The following is a 13,778-nucleotide window of genomic DNA, read 5'->3' on the forward strand; positions in this document are numbered from 1 at the left end:
CGTGCCCCACGACACCGACCCGCGCCTGCTGCGGGCCTTCGCCGCCGTCGCCGAGGAGCTCCACTTCACTCGCGCCGCGGCCCGCCTCTTCGTCGCGCAGCAGGCCCTGAGCCGTGACATTCGGCGCCTGGAGCGGGAGTTGGGGGCCGAACTCTTCGTGCGCACCACCCGGGCCGTGACGCTCACGGCGGACGGGACGCGACTGCTGCCGTACGCCCGGCGGGTGCTGGCCGCGCACGACGAGTTCCGGGACGCATGGGCGGCCCGGGGCGCCGAGCGGCCGCTGCTCGTCGACGTCTCGGCGCCCGTCGGCACGGGAGCGCGGGTGCTCGCCGAGGCCCGCGCCCAGGCACCCGGGGTCGAGTTCGTGGCCCGGTTCATCAGCGGCCTGACGGGGGCCGCCGCCGACATCCTGGCGGGCCGGCTCGACGTCTCCTTCGGCCGGGTCGCCGGGCTCGACCCGGCGGTCCTCGCGGGGCTCGCCCATCAGCCGGTGCGCTACGAGCGGATGGCGGTGCTGCTCGACGCCGGGCACCGGCTCGCGGGCCTGGCCGAGGTGCCGCTGGACGCGCTGGCCGGCGAGACGCTGTACGTTGCGGCGGGCAACCGGGCCACGGCCGAGTGGACCGACCTGGCCGAGCGGCTCTTCGCGGGACGCGGCATCGAGGCGGCCGCGCCGTTCCCGGAGATCGCGGGCGAGGAGGAGTTCGTCCGGGTGGTGCGCAAACGGGGCTGGTCGGTGCTGGCCAGCACCGAGTTCATGGACGTCCCCGGCATGGTGGTGCGCCCGCTGACCGGGCCCGTACCGCTGGCGCCGGTGTCCCTGGTCTGGCGCGACGGGCTCACGCATCCCGGGCTCGATGTCCTGCGACGGGTCGCGCGTGAACAGGCGGCGGCGCACGGGTGGCTGGAAAGGCCCGCTGGAAGCTGGCTTCCCGAGCCCGACATGTCCCTGATGGTGGTCAATGCCCCGCGTGTGGGCCGCATAAGGCGAAGCTCACGCGATACGTGAACACATGTCCACAGCCTCGTGCGCTACATTCATCGCCCGGGTGCGGCGGGATAGGGGGGCACTCCGAACGGGTGGGTTTTCCCCGTTCCGGAGGTGGTGCCCGGGAGTCGTGCGCGCAACCCGCGAAACACATTCAGGGAGTGCGTACGAACATGGACAGTCGGATAACCAGCGGACCGGACGGACAGTCCCGTTCCGGTCAGTCGGCGGATCGCCGGACCTCGCCCGACGTGACGATGCAACTGAGCTTCCGCGCGCAGGAGTTGAACGTGCCCCGGCCCCGTCCGGAGCCCGCACCGGCACCATCGCCCGCAGCCGCGCCCGCACCCACAGCAGAGCCCGCCCCCGCGCCCGAGGCCGCACCCGCACGGGCAGCCGCACCCGCATCCGCCCCCGCGTCCGAGGCCGCACGGGCAGCCGGGGCCTCACGGGCACCCGCACCCGCAACCGCACCAGCAACCGCGCCCTCCCGCGCGCCCGAAGGCACAGCCGTCCCCGCACCCATGCCCGCGTCCAAGGCCGCACCCGAGCGGGCAGCCGCCCCCGCGTCCAAGGCCGCACCCGCACGGGCAGCCGCACCCGCGCCCGAGCGGACGCCCGCGCCCGCGCGGACCGCCGCCCCCGAGCCCGTGCTGTGGTCCGCCACGCAGGAGATCCCGGTCTTCAACCCGCTGCCCGCCATACCGACCCAGCAGGGCCACGACAAGCCCGTGTTCGTCGACGTCAGCGGACGGCGCGGCAAGAAGCTGCGCCGGCTCGGCTGGCTCTGCGGACTGGCCGCCACCGGCTTCGCCGTGGCGCTCGTCGGCTCCCTGCTCGGCGGCAACTCCCGGGCCCCCGGCCTGACCCTGCCCGACGCCACCAAGGACGACGCCGTGACGGCCCCGCCGCGGGCGACCGCCTCGCAGGTCCCGCAGCCGAAGCAGTCCCCGAAGAAGCTCGTGGTCCCGTCCCACGGCGTGTCCAAGGCGCCCGCGTCCAAGACGGTCAAGCCCTCCAAGGCCTCGCACGGCGCCACCCCCGTCACCGGGCACAGCCCCGTGAACACCAAGGTCTCCCCGCGCCCGAGCGCCTCGAAGAAGCCGGTCACGCGCGCGGTCACCCCCACCGCCGCCAAGACCGGCGCCTAGCGCGACCGCCCGCTCCACCCGGCCCGCCCGCAGGGGCCCGGACAGCGCCCCCCAGCACCCCGAGCACCCTGAGCACCAACCCCGTACGGCCACCCCGGCGTACCGGCCCGAAGGCGTAACGACACCTGTCATGACAACCACCCAGGCCAAGCCGCGGCCGACGCGGCGCAAGCGGCTGCCCATGCGCTACCTGCTGCCGCTGCTGCTCCTCGTCGCGCTCGTCGCGATGCTGATGCTGCGCGGCTATGTGCACAGCGAGATCTCCGCGGACCACCGGGTCCGCGACCCCGCGCCCACCGACCGGGTGCCCGAGTCGATCATCGACGGCGGCCCGGTCATCGACGCACGCACCCCGGGCAAGCCGGTCAGCCTCCAGATCCCGGACCACAGAATCGTCCTCACCTTCGACGACGGCCCGGACCCCACCTGGACGCCGAAGGTCCTGGACGAACTGAAGAAGCACCACGCGCACGCCGTCTTCTTCGTCACCGGAACCAACGCCTCGCGCTACCCCGACCTCATCAAGCGCATGGTCGCCGAGGGCCACGAGGTGGGCCTGCACACCTTCAACCACCCCGATCTCTCCTACCAGTCGAAGGCGCGGATCGACCGGGAGCTCTCCGAGAACCAGCTCGCGCTGGCCGGCGCCGCGGGGGTGCACAGCTCGCTGTTCCGGCCGCCGTACTCCTCGTTCGCCGACGCCATGGACAACGACACCTGGCCGGTCGTCCAGTACGTCGGCAGCAAGGGCTATGTCGTGGCGCTGGACTCCACCGACAGCGAGGACTGGCAGCGTCCGGGCGTCAAGAAGATCATCCACAACGCCACCCCCGAGGACGACAAGGGCGCCATCGTCCTGATGCACGACTTCGGTGGCGACCGCTCGCAGACCGTGGCCGCGCTCGACCAATTCCTGCCGGACATGCAGGAGTCGGGCTACACCTTCGTCAACCTCACCACCGCGCTCGGCGCGCCCAGCGCCCTGACCCCGGTCAGCGGAATGGACCTGTGGAAGGGGCAGGCGTTCGTCGGCGCCGTTCAGGTCGCCGAACACACCACCGACTTCCTGGTCGTCGGCCTCGCCGTCATCGGCGTGCTCGTGTTCACCCGCTTCGGGCTGATGCTGGTCCTCTCCTTCGCCCACGCCCGCAAGGTGCGCCGCAAGGACTTCAGCTGGGGCCCGCCGGTCACCGAACCGGTCTCGGTGCTCGTGCCCGCGTACAACGAACGCGAATGCATCGCCAACACCGTTCGTTCGCTCATGGCGAGCGATCATCCGATCGAAGTGATCGTCATCGATGACGGTTCGAGCGACGGCACCGCCGACATCGTCGAGGCGCTCGGCCTTCCCAACGTCCGCGTGGTGCGCCAGGAGAACGCCGGCAAGCCCGCCGCCCTCAACAACGGGATCGCGCACGCCCGTTACGAGCTCGTCGTGATGATGGACGGCGACACCGTCTTCGAACCCGGCACCGTCCGTGAACTCGTCCAGCCCTTCGGCAGCTCCCGCGTCGGCGCCGTCGCCGGCAACGCCAAGGTCGGCAACCGCAACTCGCTCATCGGCGCCTGGCAGCACATCGAGTACGTGATGGGCTTCAACCTCGACCGCCGCATGTACGACCTGATGGGCATCATGCCCACCATCCCCGGCGCGGTCGGCGCCTTCCGCCGCCAGGCCCTGGAGCGGGTCGGCGGCATGAGCGAGGACACCCTCGCCGAGGACACCGACATCACCATGGCCATCCACCGCGACGGCTGGCGCGTCGTCTACGCCGAGAACGCCCGCGCCTGGACCGAGGCCCCCGAGTCCGTCCAGCAGCTCTGGTCGCAGCGCTACCGCTGGTCGTACGGCACCATGCAGGCGATCTGGAAGCACCGCGGCGCCATCAAGGACCGCGGCGCCTCCGGCCGCTTCGGCCGCGTGGGCCTGCCGCTGGTCGCCCTGTTCATGGTGGTGGCCCCGCTGCTCGCCCCGCTCATCGACATCTTCCTGCTGTACGGAATCGTCTTCGGCAAGTCCCAACAGACGGTCCTGGCCTGGCTCGGCGTCCTGCTGATCCAAGCGGTGTGCGCGGCCTACGCCTTCCGGCTCGACAAGGAACGGCTCACCCATCTGCTGTCCCTGCCGCTCCAACAGGTCCTGTACCGGCAGTTGATGTACGTCGTGCTGCTCCAGTCCTGGATCACCGCGGTGACCGGCGGCCGGCTGCGCTGGCAGAAGCTGCGCCGCACCGGCGTCGTCGAGGCGCCCGGCAACCCCGCCGAACGGAAGGCCGCCGGATGACCTCCTACGTCAACGTGCCCGAGGCGGCGGCCACCCCCGCCGCGCCGCCGCCCCGGCCGCCCGCGCGCGACCGGTACTTCGACTTCCTGCGCGGCCTCGCCCTGTTCCGGGTGGTGCTCTACCACCTGATGGGCTGGGCCTGGCTGCCGCTCGCCTTCCCCTCCATGGGCGTGATGTTCGCGCTCGCCGGAAACCTGATGGCCCGCTCCCTCAAGCGGCCCGCCGTCCAGGTCGTACGCGGCCGGCTGCGGCGGCTGCTGCCCCCGATGTGGCTGCTCGGCGCGGTCGGCATCACCGGGATGCTCGCCCAGGGCTGGGGCCCCGACTCCGACGGGCACCCCGCCTGGTGGTGGGGGCATCTGCTGTTCTGGGTGGTGCCGCTCAGCGATCCGCCGTACGCGGCCGACCTGCCGGGCATCCACCACGTACTCGGCGACAACTGGGGCGCCAACCTCGCCGAACCGCTCTGGTACCTGCGCGCCTACCTGTGGTTCGTGCTGCTCTCGCCGCTCTTCAGGGCGCTGCTGCGCAAGCTGCCCTGGCCGACGATCATCGCCCCGGTCGCGCTCTGTGCGCTCCTGGAGTTCGCCGACCTCGGGCTGCCCGAGCGGATCGACTCCGCGCTCACCGACTTCGCCACCTTCGGCGCCTGCTGGATCCTCGGCATGGCCCACCAGGCGGGCGTCCTGCGCAAGCTCCCCGGCTATCTGGTGCCCTCGCTCGCCCCCCTGGTGATGGCGCTCGGCTACTGGTGGGCGGTGCACGGCGGGTACTCCCTCACGGGCGACACCGAACTCGACGCGATCCCGCTCGCCCAAGCCCTGTGGTCGCTCGGCGCGGTGCTCCTGCTGCTCCACATCAGCCCCTCGTGGGAGACCTGGCCCGACCCGCTGCGCCGCTGGGACCGGCTGATCACCCTGCTCAACTCCCGCGCCGTGACCATCTATCTCTGGCACAACCTGTGCATCCTGGTCGCCGCCACCGTCTGGGACGACCTGTGGAGCGTCGACGCCCTCGCGGGCGCCGCCCCCTTCCTCAACAGCTCCTGGCCGGTCCTCGTGGTGACCTGGCTCCTCATCGGCGTGTGCGTGGGGTGCTTCGGCTGGGTCGAGGACGTGGCGGCCAAGCGCCGCCCCCGCCTCTGGCCCGTCTGAGCCGCCCGGTCGGCGGCGGTCTCACCGCCGCCGACCGCACCCCGTGAAGACACGGTTGCACCCCGGTCACCCGGCGGCACGCGGCCGAAACCCGCTCTCCCTACGGTCGCTGCCACAGGAAGCGAACCGACCGTGGAGGCAAGATGACGGGCCGTTGGATCGATCGGTGGGAGCCGGAGGACGACACCTTCTGGCGGGAGACGGGACGGCGCGTCGCCCGGCGGAACCTGTTCCTCTCCGTGTTCTGCGAACACGTCGGGTTCTCCATCTGGAGCCTGTGGTCGGTGATGGTCCTCTTCATGGGCCCCGCCTACGGAGTGGACCCCGCGGGCAAGTTCTTCCTCATCTCGGTGGCGACGCTCGTCGGCGCCCTCGTCCGCATCCCCTACACCTTCGCCGTGGCCCGCTTCGGCGGCCGCAACTGGAGCGTCTTCAGCGCCCTGCTGCTCCTGGTCCCGGCCGGCGCCGCCTGGTTCGCGATGGAGCCCGGCACCTCGTACAGCACGTTCCTGCTGGTCTCCGCCCTCGCCGGGGTGGGCGGCGGCAACTTCGCGTCCTCGATGACCAACATCAACGCCTTCTTCCCGCTGCGCGAGAAGGGCTGGGCGCTCGGCCTGAACGCGGGCGGCGGCAACATCGGCGTCCCCGTCGTCCAGCTCGTCGGGCTGCTGGTCATCGCGACCGCCGGGGCCACCCACCCGCGCATCGTGCTCGCCGTCTACCTGCCGCTGATCGCCCTCGCCGGGCTGGGGGCCGCGCTCGGGATGGACAACCTGGCGCCCGTACGCAACGACACCGGCGCGGTCGGTGAGGCGCTGCGCGAGGCGCACACCTGGATCATGGCGTTCCTCTACGTCGGCACGTTCGGCTCGTTCATCGGCTACAGCTTCGCCTTCGGCCTGGTGCTCCAGACCCAGTTCGGGCGGACCCCGCTCCAGGCGGCCTCGCTCACCTTCATCGGGCCGCTGCTCGGCTCCCTTATCCGGCCCGTCGGCGGACGCCTCGCCGACCGCCACGGCGGCGCCCGCATCACGCTGGTGAACTTCGCCGCGATGGCGGTGGCCACCTGTGTCGTCCTGTACGCCTCCGCGCAGAAGTCGCTGCCCGTCTTCCTCACCGGGTTCATCGCCCTGTTCGCGCTCGGCGGGCTCGGCAACGGCTCCACCTTCAAGATGATCCCCGGCATCTTCCAGGCCAAGGCGCTCGCCCGCGGTCTGGCCCCCCAGGCCGCGGCGGCCTACGGACGGCGCCTGTCGGGGGCGGCCATGGGTCTGGTCGGCGCGATCGGTGCGCTCGGCGGCCTCGCGATCAACCTCGCCTTCCGCCAGTCCTTCGGGACCACCGGCACCGGCACCACCGCCTATGCCGCCTTCCTCGCCTGTTACGCGGCGTGTTTCACGGTGACGTGGGCGGTATACATCCGCCGGCCCGCCGAAGCCGGCGTGCCCGCCACGGCCCCGCCCGCCGCCGTCGAGGTGTGATCCCGGCCGCACCAGGGGGACGTAACACCCGGGAAACCACCAGGAACCCCGGGCGTCACGCCCCCTTGGCAGGCTCGGACGCCACCGCACCACCGGGAGAGTCATGTCCGCAGAACCAGAAGTGGCCGCACCGCACGGGCCGCACGGGCCGGGCGGGCCCCTCGACGGGTTCACCGTCGGCGTCACCGCCGCCCGCCGCGCCGACGAGCTCGCGACGCTGCTCACCCGGCGCGGGGCAGCCGTCCTGCACGCGCCCGCGCTGCGGATCGTGCCGCTCGCCGATGACAGCGAACTCCTCGCCGCCACCCGGGAGTTGATCACCAAGGCGCCCGACACGGTGGTCGCCACCACCGCCATCGGGTTCCGCGGCTGGGTCGAGGCCGCCGACGGCTGGGGGATAGGGGACGCCCTCCTCAAGACCCTCAAAGGCGTCGAACTCCTGGCGCGCGGCCCCAAGGTCAAGGGCGCGGTGCGGGCCGCCGGGCTCACCGAGCGGTGGTCGCCGTCGTCGGAGTCGATGGCCGAGGTCCTCGACCGGCTGCTCGCCGAGGGCGTGGCGGGCCGGCGCATCGCGATCCAGCTGCACGGCGAACCCCTGCCGGGCTTCGTGGAGGCGCTGCGGGCCGGCGGCGCCGAGATCGTCGGGGTCCCCGTCTACCGCTGGCTGCCGCCGCAGGACCCGGCGCCCCTCGACCGGCTCCTGGACGCCACCGTCTCCCGAGGCCTGGACGCGCTCACCTTCACCAGCGCCCCGGCCGCGGCCTCGCTCCTGAACCGGGCCGAGGAACGCGGCATGCTCGCCGAGCTGCTGCTCGCCCTGCGCGACGACGTATTGACCGCCTGCGTCGGCCCGGTCACCGCGCTGCCGCTCCAGGCCCGCGGCGTACACACCCTCGCCCCCGAACGCTTCCGTCTGGGGCCGCTCGTCCAGCTCCTGTGCGCCGAACTCCCTTCCCGGGCACGAGTCTTGCCGCTGGCCGGGCGGCGGGTCGAGATCCGGGGGCACGCCGTGCTCGTGGACGGAGCGCTGCGCCCGGTGCCCCCGGCCGGCATGGCCCTGCTGCGCACCCTGGCCCGCCGCCCCGGCTGGGTGGTCTCCCGCGCCGAGCTGCTGCGCGCCCTGCCGGGCTCGGGCACCGACGAGCACGCCGTGGAGACCGCGATGGCCCGGCTGCGTACGGCGCTGGGCGCGCCCCGCGTCATCCAGACCGTGGTCAAGCGCGGCTACCGACTGGCACTCGACCCGGCCGCCGACGCGAAATACGCGGACGACGCGGACTGAGCCGCCCCAGACAGGCCCGCGCCAGAAAGCCCAGGGACAGCGTGCACAGCCCGGCCCGCACCGCGTTCCACGCCACCCAGGGCCCCTCGAAATGGGCACGGGCGGCCGCCGGGTCGGTGGCGCGGGCCAGGGCGTCGTTCAGGGGCACGTTCACCGCACTGGTGAGCACGAAGGCCAGGGCGTACGCGCCGAGCGCGGCATACGTCGAGCCGCGCACCCCGGGCTCGTGGCGCTGCTGCCAGGCCGCGACCGCGATCAGCACCGGCGCCCCGAGGAAGCTCGCGAAGAAGACCGGGTTCTGGATCACGTCGTTGATGTTCCGCATGACCGCGACGTAGGTGTGGTCGTCGCTGCGGGCGAGCGCGGGCATCACCGCACAGGAGAAGACGAAGAACGAACCCGCCGCGAGCCCCGTGGCCACCGTGGCCGCCCCCAGGGCCCAACTGCCGCCGCCGACCCGCATGTTGTCGTGTGTGTTCATGCCCCGAGTCAACCGCCGCCCGGGCCCCGGCGACATGGCCGCGACGCGCACCCCCATACGCGGACGTCTACGTACGCCCAGGACGACGCCGAGCCCCGCCGCCCTCCTCGGCGGGGGCCCACACCGGCCGCCCCGGTAGGAGGGCTACCGGGGGCGGCCCGCGACGGGCACTCTGGGGGGAGGCACTCACCGGTAACCCCCTAGGCGGTGACAGGCGCATGGTGCGGTTCGACTCCGGGCGGATCTGTCTGGATCTGGTGGCGACCGGAGCGCGGGAGAGCGAACAGCTGGGCCGCGTCGAGGAGTTGAGCCGCTGGCTGCTCGCCGCCGGACTCGTCCCGCGCGACACCCCCCTCGCCGGGATCGACGACGACTGGCTCGCCCGCTTCCTCGAACTACGGCGCTGCGTGAGCCAGTTGATCCACGCGGAACTGGGCGGACCCGCCGATGCGGCCCCCGCGGCCCTCGACCGCGTCAACGCGCTCGCCGCGGCCGCGCCGCCGGGCGTACGGGCCGTCAGAGGCGCGGACGGCGGCCTGGTGCGCACCCTGAGCCGGGCCCCCGAGTGCGGCGCGCTGCTCGCCGTCGTCGCACGGGACGCCGTCGACCTGCTCACCGACCCCGAGGCGAGATCCCGGCTCCGCCAGTGCGAGGGCGACAGCTGCCGGCTGCTCTACCTCGACACCTCGCGCGGGCGCCGGCGCCGCTGGTGCTCCAGCGAGGCGTGCGGAAACCGCGAACGGGTCGCCCGGCACCGGCGCCGGCTCGCCGCCCTGTGAAGGCTCCCGCGGAGAACGGGCGAAGAAAAGTCGCCCGCGTTTTGAATGGTTCCCGACAACCGCCCGTATGGAGAGACGAACCGGCTCGCAGCCGCGCGCCGGAATGGTCTCGACCTGGAGGTGCCGGTTGCGCAAGGATGCCGCCGTGGCCGATGACCGTCCGCGAGGGGCCAAGCACCGCTCCGTGCCCGACGAGGAGCTGATGCGGGCGCTGTACCGCGAGCACGCGGGGCCGCTGCTCGGGTACGTGATGCGTCTCGTCGCCGGTGACCGCCAGCGGGCCGAGGACGTCGTGCAGGAGACGCTCATCCGTGCCTGGAAGAACGCCGGTCAGCTCAATCGGGCCACCGGTTCGGTCCGCCCCTGGCTGGTGACGGTCGCGCGCCGCATCGTCATCGACGGCCACCGCAGCCGGCAGGCCCGGCCGCAGGAGGTCGATCCGTCGCCGCTGGAGGTCATGCCCGCGGAGGACGAGATCGACAAGGCGTTGTGGCTGATGACCCTCTCCGATGCACTCGACGACCTCACCCCGGCCCACCGGGAGGCACTCGTCGAGACGTACTTCAAGGGACGTACGGTCAACGAGGCGGCCCAGGCGCTCGGCGTACCCAGCGGGACCGTGCGGTCCCGGGTCTTCTACGCCCTGCGCTCCATGAAACTCGCACTGGAGGAACGGGGGGTGACGACATGACGAGCGGGGAGTACGCGCAGGGCTCGCCGCACGAGGCCGTCGGCGCGTATGTGCTCGGGGTCCTGGACGACGCCGAGGCCACCGCCTTCGAGGCCCACCTCGCGGGCTGCGAGCCGTGCGCCGCCGAACTCGACGCCCTGGCGGGCATGGAGCCGATGCTGGCCGGCCTCAAGGAGTTCCCGGGCCCCGCGGCCCAGCCCCTGCGCCCGGCGCCGCCCGATCTGTCCATGGCCCTGATCAACGAGGTCGCGGCCCAGCGGGCCCGGCGCAGGCGGCGCACCACCTATCTGGTGGCGGCCGCGGCGGCGCTGATCGTGGGCGGCCCGGCGGTCGCGGTGGTGGCGACCTCCTCGGGCACCGGCACCCACCAGAGCGCCGAGGCGCACCCGACCAGCCCGGCCGAGGATGCCTTCTTCAACCACATGACCCAGAAGACCTCCGCGACCGACCCGACGTCGGAGGTGACCGCGACCGTCGGCACCGAGCCCAAGGCCTGGGGCACCCACACGGTCCTGGAACTGAAGAACGTCAAGGGCCCGCTCAAGTGCAGCCTGATCGCGATCGGCAAGAACGGCGAACGCGAGACGGTCACCTCCTGGGCGGTGCCCAACTGGGGCTACGGCATCAAGGACAGCCCCCACGAATCGGCTCGGTACCCGCTGTACGTGCACGGCGGCACCGCGATGACCCACGACCAGATCGACCACTTCGAGGTCCGTACGTTCGACGGGAAGGCGCTCGTGGACATCCCCGCATGAGCCGCGGCGCGGCAGAACCGTCCCGACATGCGGTTCGGCACCAAATCGTGGCCTGACATCGGGCCCCCCTTCGCGTACGGTTGACGGCTGCCCAATGCACGTCAGAAGGGGGCCTCGGTGGCCGCGCAGGATGCCGCTGTCGATACCGCTTCCGGTACCGCCGAATCCACTGTGGATTCGGTCCGGGAACGCGAGATCGCTGGGGAACAGGTACATCTCGACCAGGTGTACCGCCGCCTGGAGGAGAAGATCCACGAGGCGGAGTTCCTGATGAACGACGCCGCCAAGCGGGGTCAGGTCGGCACGCCCGGCGCCCTCGCCGAACGCGACGCACAGGTGTTCCGGGCGGGGGTCCATCTCAACCGTCTCAACAACGAGTTCGAGGACTTCCTCTTCGGCCGCATCGACCTCCTGCTCGGCCAGGACGGCAAGAAGGGGCCGGACGGCGCGTACACCTCGATCGACCCGGCCGAGGACGCCGTGCGCCCGGACGGCACGGCCGACATCGCCGAAACGTTGCACATCGGCCGCATCGGCGTCCTGGACTCCGACTACTCGCCGCTGGTCATCGACTGGCGCGCGCCCGCCGCGGCGCCGTTCTACCGCTCGACCCCGGTCGACCCGGGCCGGGTCGTACGGCGGCGCGTCATCCGCTCCAAGGGCCGCAAGGTGCTCGGCGTCGAGGACGACCTGATGCGCCCCGAGCTGCGGGCGACCCTGAACGGCGCGGAGCTGCCCGTCATCGGCGACGGCGCCCTCATGGCCGCGCTCGGCCAGGCCCGCAGCCACACCATGCGGGACATCGTCGCCTCCATCCAGGCCGAGCAGGACATGGTGATCCGGGCGCCCGCGGCCTCCGTCACCTACGTCGAGGGCGGCCCCGGCACCGGCAAGACCGCCGTCGCCCTGCACCGCGCCGCCTATCTGCTCTACCAGGACCGGCGGCGCTACTCCGGCGGCATCCTGATCGTCTCGCCGACGCCGCTGCTCGTCTCGTACACCGAGGGCGTACTGCCCTCGCTCGGCGAGGAGGGCCAGGTCGCGATCCGGGCCGTCGGCAACCTCGTGGACGGCGCGGAGGCCACCGAGTACGACGACCCGGCCATCGCCCGGATCAAGGGCTCCTCCCGCATGCTGCACGTGCTGCGCCGGGCCGCCAGGGGCGCCCTGGAAGGGCCGGGGGAGCAGCAGTCCAGACGCTCCCGGCGGCGCGGCGGCGAACAGCTCGCCCTCGGCGAGCAGGCCCCGCAGCCGCACCCCGCCCAGCGGCTGCGCGTCGTCGCGTTCGGCGCGCGCATCGAGCTGGAGGGCGAGGAGCTGCGCCGCATCCGCCAGACCGTGCTCGGCGGCACCGCACCCGTCAACCTGCTGCGCCCGCGCGCCCGCCGACTGCTCCTGGACGCGCTGTGGTCGAAGTCGGCCGCGGCCGGCCGCGCCGGTGACGTCTCCCGGGGCGACCCGGAGCTCGCCGCCGAACTGCGCTCCTCCTTCGACGACGACATCACCTCCGAGGACGCCTTCATCGCCTTCCTCGACGCCTGGTGGCCCGAGCTCACCCCGCGCGGGGTGCTGGCCGCGATGGCCGACGAGAAGCGCTTGGGGCGCTGGGCGCGCCGCGTCCTGAACCAGGGCGAGGTGCGCCGCCTGGCGCGCTCGCTGGCCCGGGCAGCGGATGGCGCGTTCTCCGTGCACGACGTGGCGCTGCTGGACGAGCTGGAGACGCTGCTCGGCGCCCCGGCCCGGCCGAAGAGGAAGCGCGAGTACGATCCGCTGGACGCGCTGACGGGTCTTGAGGAGCTGATGCCGCACCGCGAGGAGACCCAGCGCGAGCGCGCGGAGCGGCTCGCCCTGGAGCGCACCGAGTACGCCCACGTCATCGTGGACGAGGCGCAGGACCTCACGCCCATGCAGTGGCGCATGGTGGGCCGGCGCGGGCGCACCGCCACCTGGACGGTGGTGGGTGACCCCGCCCAGTCCTCCTGGTCCGACCCGGACGAGGCCGCCGAGGCCCGGGACGAGGCGCTGGGCAGCCGCCCGCGCCGCCGTTTCGAGCTGACCGTCAACTACCGCAACCCGGCCGAGATCGCCGAACTGGCCGCCCGCGTCCTGGCGTTGGCGATGCCGGGCATGAAGTCCCCGGCCGCCGTCCGCTCCACCGGCGTCGAGCCCCGGTTCGCGGTCGTACGCGACGGCGACCTCGCGCGCACGGTGCGCGAGGAGGCGGCGCGGCTGCTCGACCGGGTGGACGGCACGGTCGGCGTGGTCGTCGCGATGCGCCGCCGCGAGCAGGCCGCGCGCTGGCTGGCGGAGCTCGGCGACCGGGTGGTGGCGCTGGGCAGCCTGGAGGCCAAGGGTCTGGAGTACGACGCCACGGTGGTCGTCAGCCCGGCCGAGATCGCGGACGAGTCCCCGGCCGGACTGCGGGTGCTGTACGTGGCGTTGACCCGGGCGACCCAGCAGCTCACGGTCGTCTCGGGGGACCGGGACGAGCCCGACGCGGCGGGGGTGCCGGATCTGCTCCGCGAGTAAATTCGCGGTCAACTCGCGATGCGGGGATCACTTGGCGGAGTGGTTTGTTAGCCTGGTTGTGGCACCGGCCCGATCCAAGCCCCCGGGCCCAACCTTAGTCGCTCAGAGCGACCACTTGCCGCGAGGCGAGCATGGCGGGTCGGTGTCATGAACGTGAGCGACAGGCCCACGTCATCTTCGGATGGCGTGGGCCTGTT

11 protein-coding genes are annotated in these 13,778 nt (G+C 72.8%); 10 read left to right on the top strand and 1 reads right to left on the bottom strand.

The features are described 5' to 3' along the window. The first annotated feature begins 1 nt into the window (after position 1). The 6 genes from DWB77_RS23465 (at position 2) to DWB77_RS23490 (ending at position 8,343) form a co-directional block, all read left to right on the top strand. Positions 2–1,012, top strand: coding sequence for a LysR family transcriptional regulator (locus tag DWB77_RS23465; RefSeq protein ID WP_120723124.1), 1,011 nt, complete (start codon positions 2–4; stop codon positions 1,010–1,012). A 503-nt stretch (positions 1,013–1,515) separates the two neighbouring features. Continuing rightward, the gene (locus tag DWB77_RS23470; RefSeq protein WP_162952597.1) at positions 1,516–2,142 is read left to right on the top strand and encodes a hypothetical protein; all 627 of its coding nucleotides are present in this window, start codon (positions 1,516–1,518) and stop codon (positions 2,140–2,142) included. A 181-nt stretch (positions 2,143–2,323) separates the two neighbouring features. Beyond that, the gene (locus tag DWB77_RS23475; protein WP_120728149.1) at positions 2,324–4,426 is read left to right on the top strand and encodes a bifunctional polysaccharide deacetylase/glycosyltransferase family 2 protein; all 2,103 of its coding nucleotides are present in this window, start codon (positions 2,324–2,326) and stop codon (positions 4,424–4,426) included. After that, the gene (locus DWB77_RS23480; RefSeq protein WP_120723126.1) at positions 4,423–5,580 is read left to right on the top strand and encodes an acyltransferase family protein; all 1,158 of its coding nucleotides are present in this window, start codon (positions 4,423–4,425) and stop codon (positions 5,578–5,580) included. The genes DWB77_RS23475 and DWB77_RS23480 overlap by 4 nt, the downstream gene beginning before the upstream one ends. A 143-nt stretch (positions 5,581–5,723) precedes the next feature. Further along, complete coding sequence (locus tag DWB77_RS23485) at positions 5,724–7,061, top strand: nitrate/nitrite transporter (RefSeq protein WP_120723127.1); 1,338 nt, start codon at positions 5,724–5,726, stop codon at positions 7,059–7,061. A 103-nt stretch (positions 7,062–7,164) separates the two neighbouring features. Beyond that, positions 7,165–8,343, top strand: a complete 1,179-nt coding sequence (locus DWB77_RS23490; RefSeq protein ID WP_120723128.1) for a uroporphyrinogen-III synthase — start codon at positions 7,165–7,167, stop codon at positions 8,341–8,343. On the opposite strand, the gene DWB77_RS23495 is transcribed toward DWB77_RS23490, so the two are convergent. Continuing rightward, positions 8,276–8,824, bottom strand: coding sequence for a DUF1772 domain-containing protein (locus DWB77_RS23495; protein ID WP_246033617.1), 549 nt, complete (start codon positions 8,822–8,824; stop codon positions 8,276–8,278). The genes DWB77_RS23490 and DWB77_RS23495 overlap by 68 nt on opposite strands. 218 nt (positions 8,825–9,042) lie before the next feature. On the opposite strand from DWB77_RS23495, the gene DWB77_RS23500 reads away from it, so the two are divergent. The 4 genes from DWB77_RS23500 (at position 9,043) to DWB77_RS23515 (ending at position 13,581) form a co-directional block, all read left to right on the top strand. After that, positions 9,043–9,603, top strand: coding sequence for a CGNR zinc finger domain-containing protein (locus tag DWB77_RS23500; protein ID WP_120723130.1), 561 nt, complete (start codon positions 9,043–9,045; stop codon positions 9,601–9,603). 103 nt (positions 9,604–9,706) lie between these two features. Further along, positions 9,707–10,294 carry a sigma-70 family RNA polymerase sigma factor gene (locus DWB77_RS23505; RefSeq protein ID WP_078966511.1) on the top strand — a complete coding sequence of 196 codons (588 nt, stop codon included), beginning with the start codon at positions 9,707–9,709 and terminating at the stop codon, positions 10,292–10,294. Beyond that, positions 10,291–11,052, top strand: a complete 762-nt coding sequence (locus tag DWB77_RS23510) for an anti-sigma factor family protein (protein ID WP_120723131.1) — start codon at positions 10,291–10,293, stop codon at positions 11,050–11,052. Before DWB77_RS23505 ends, DWB77_RS23510 begins: the two co-directional genes overlap by 4 nt. 117 nt (positions 11,053–11,169) lie before the next feature. Further along, positions 11,170–13,581, top strand: coding sequence for a HelD family protein (locus DWB77_RS23515; RefSeq protein WP_246033618.1), 2,412 nt, complete (start codon positions 11,170–11,172; stop codon positions 13,579–13,581). Positions 13,582–13,778 lie beyond the last annotated feature (197 nt).

Source organism: Streptomyces hundungensis (assembly GCF_003627815.1).
Classification (GTDB): Bacteria; Actinomycetota; Actinomycetes; order Streptomycetales; family Streptomycetaceae; genus Streptomyces; species Streptomyces hundungensis_A.

Bases quoted from the DNA above. Each gene is read 5' to 3' on its own strand.
- DWB77_RS23510 (WP_120723131.1), top strand. From the start codon at position 10,291: ATGACGAGCGGGGAGTACGCGCAGGGCTCGCCGCACGAGGCCGTCGGC.
- DWB77_RS23475 (WP_120728149.1), top strand. From the start codon at position 2,324: ATGCGCTACCTGCTGCCGCTGCTGCTCCTCGTCGCGCTCGTCGCGATG.
- DWB77_RS23485 (WP_120723127.1), top strand. From the start codon at position 5,724: ATGACGGGCCGTTGGATCGATCGGTGGGAGCCGGAGGACGACACCTTC.
- DWB77_RS23500 (WP_120723130.1), top strand. From the start codon at position 9,043: ATGGTGCGGTTCGACTCCGGGCGGATCTGTCTGGATCTGGTGGCGACC.
- DWB77_RS23470 (WP_162952597.1), top strand. From the start codon at position 1,516: ATGCCCGCGTCCAAGGCCGCACCCGAGCGGGCAGCCGCCCCCGCGTCC.
- DWB77_RS23490 (WP_120723128.1), top strand. From the start codon at position 7,165: ATGTCCGCAGAACCAGAAGTGGCCGCACCGCACGGGCCGCACGGGCCG.
- DWB77_RS23505 (WP_078966511.1), top strand. From the start codon at position 9,707: ATGGTCTCGACCTGGAGGTGCCGGTTGCGCAAGGATGCCGCCGTGGCC.
- DWB77_RS23495 (WP_246033617.1), bottom strand. From the start codon at position 8,824: ATGAACACACACGACAACATGCGGGTCGGCGGCGGCAGTTGGGCCCTG.
- DWB77_RS23480 (WP_120723126.1), top strand. From the start codon at position 4,423: ATGACCTCCTACGTCAACGTGCCCGAGGCGGCGGCCACCCCCGCCGCG.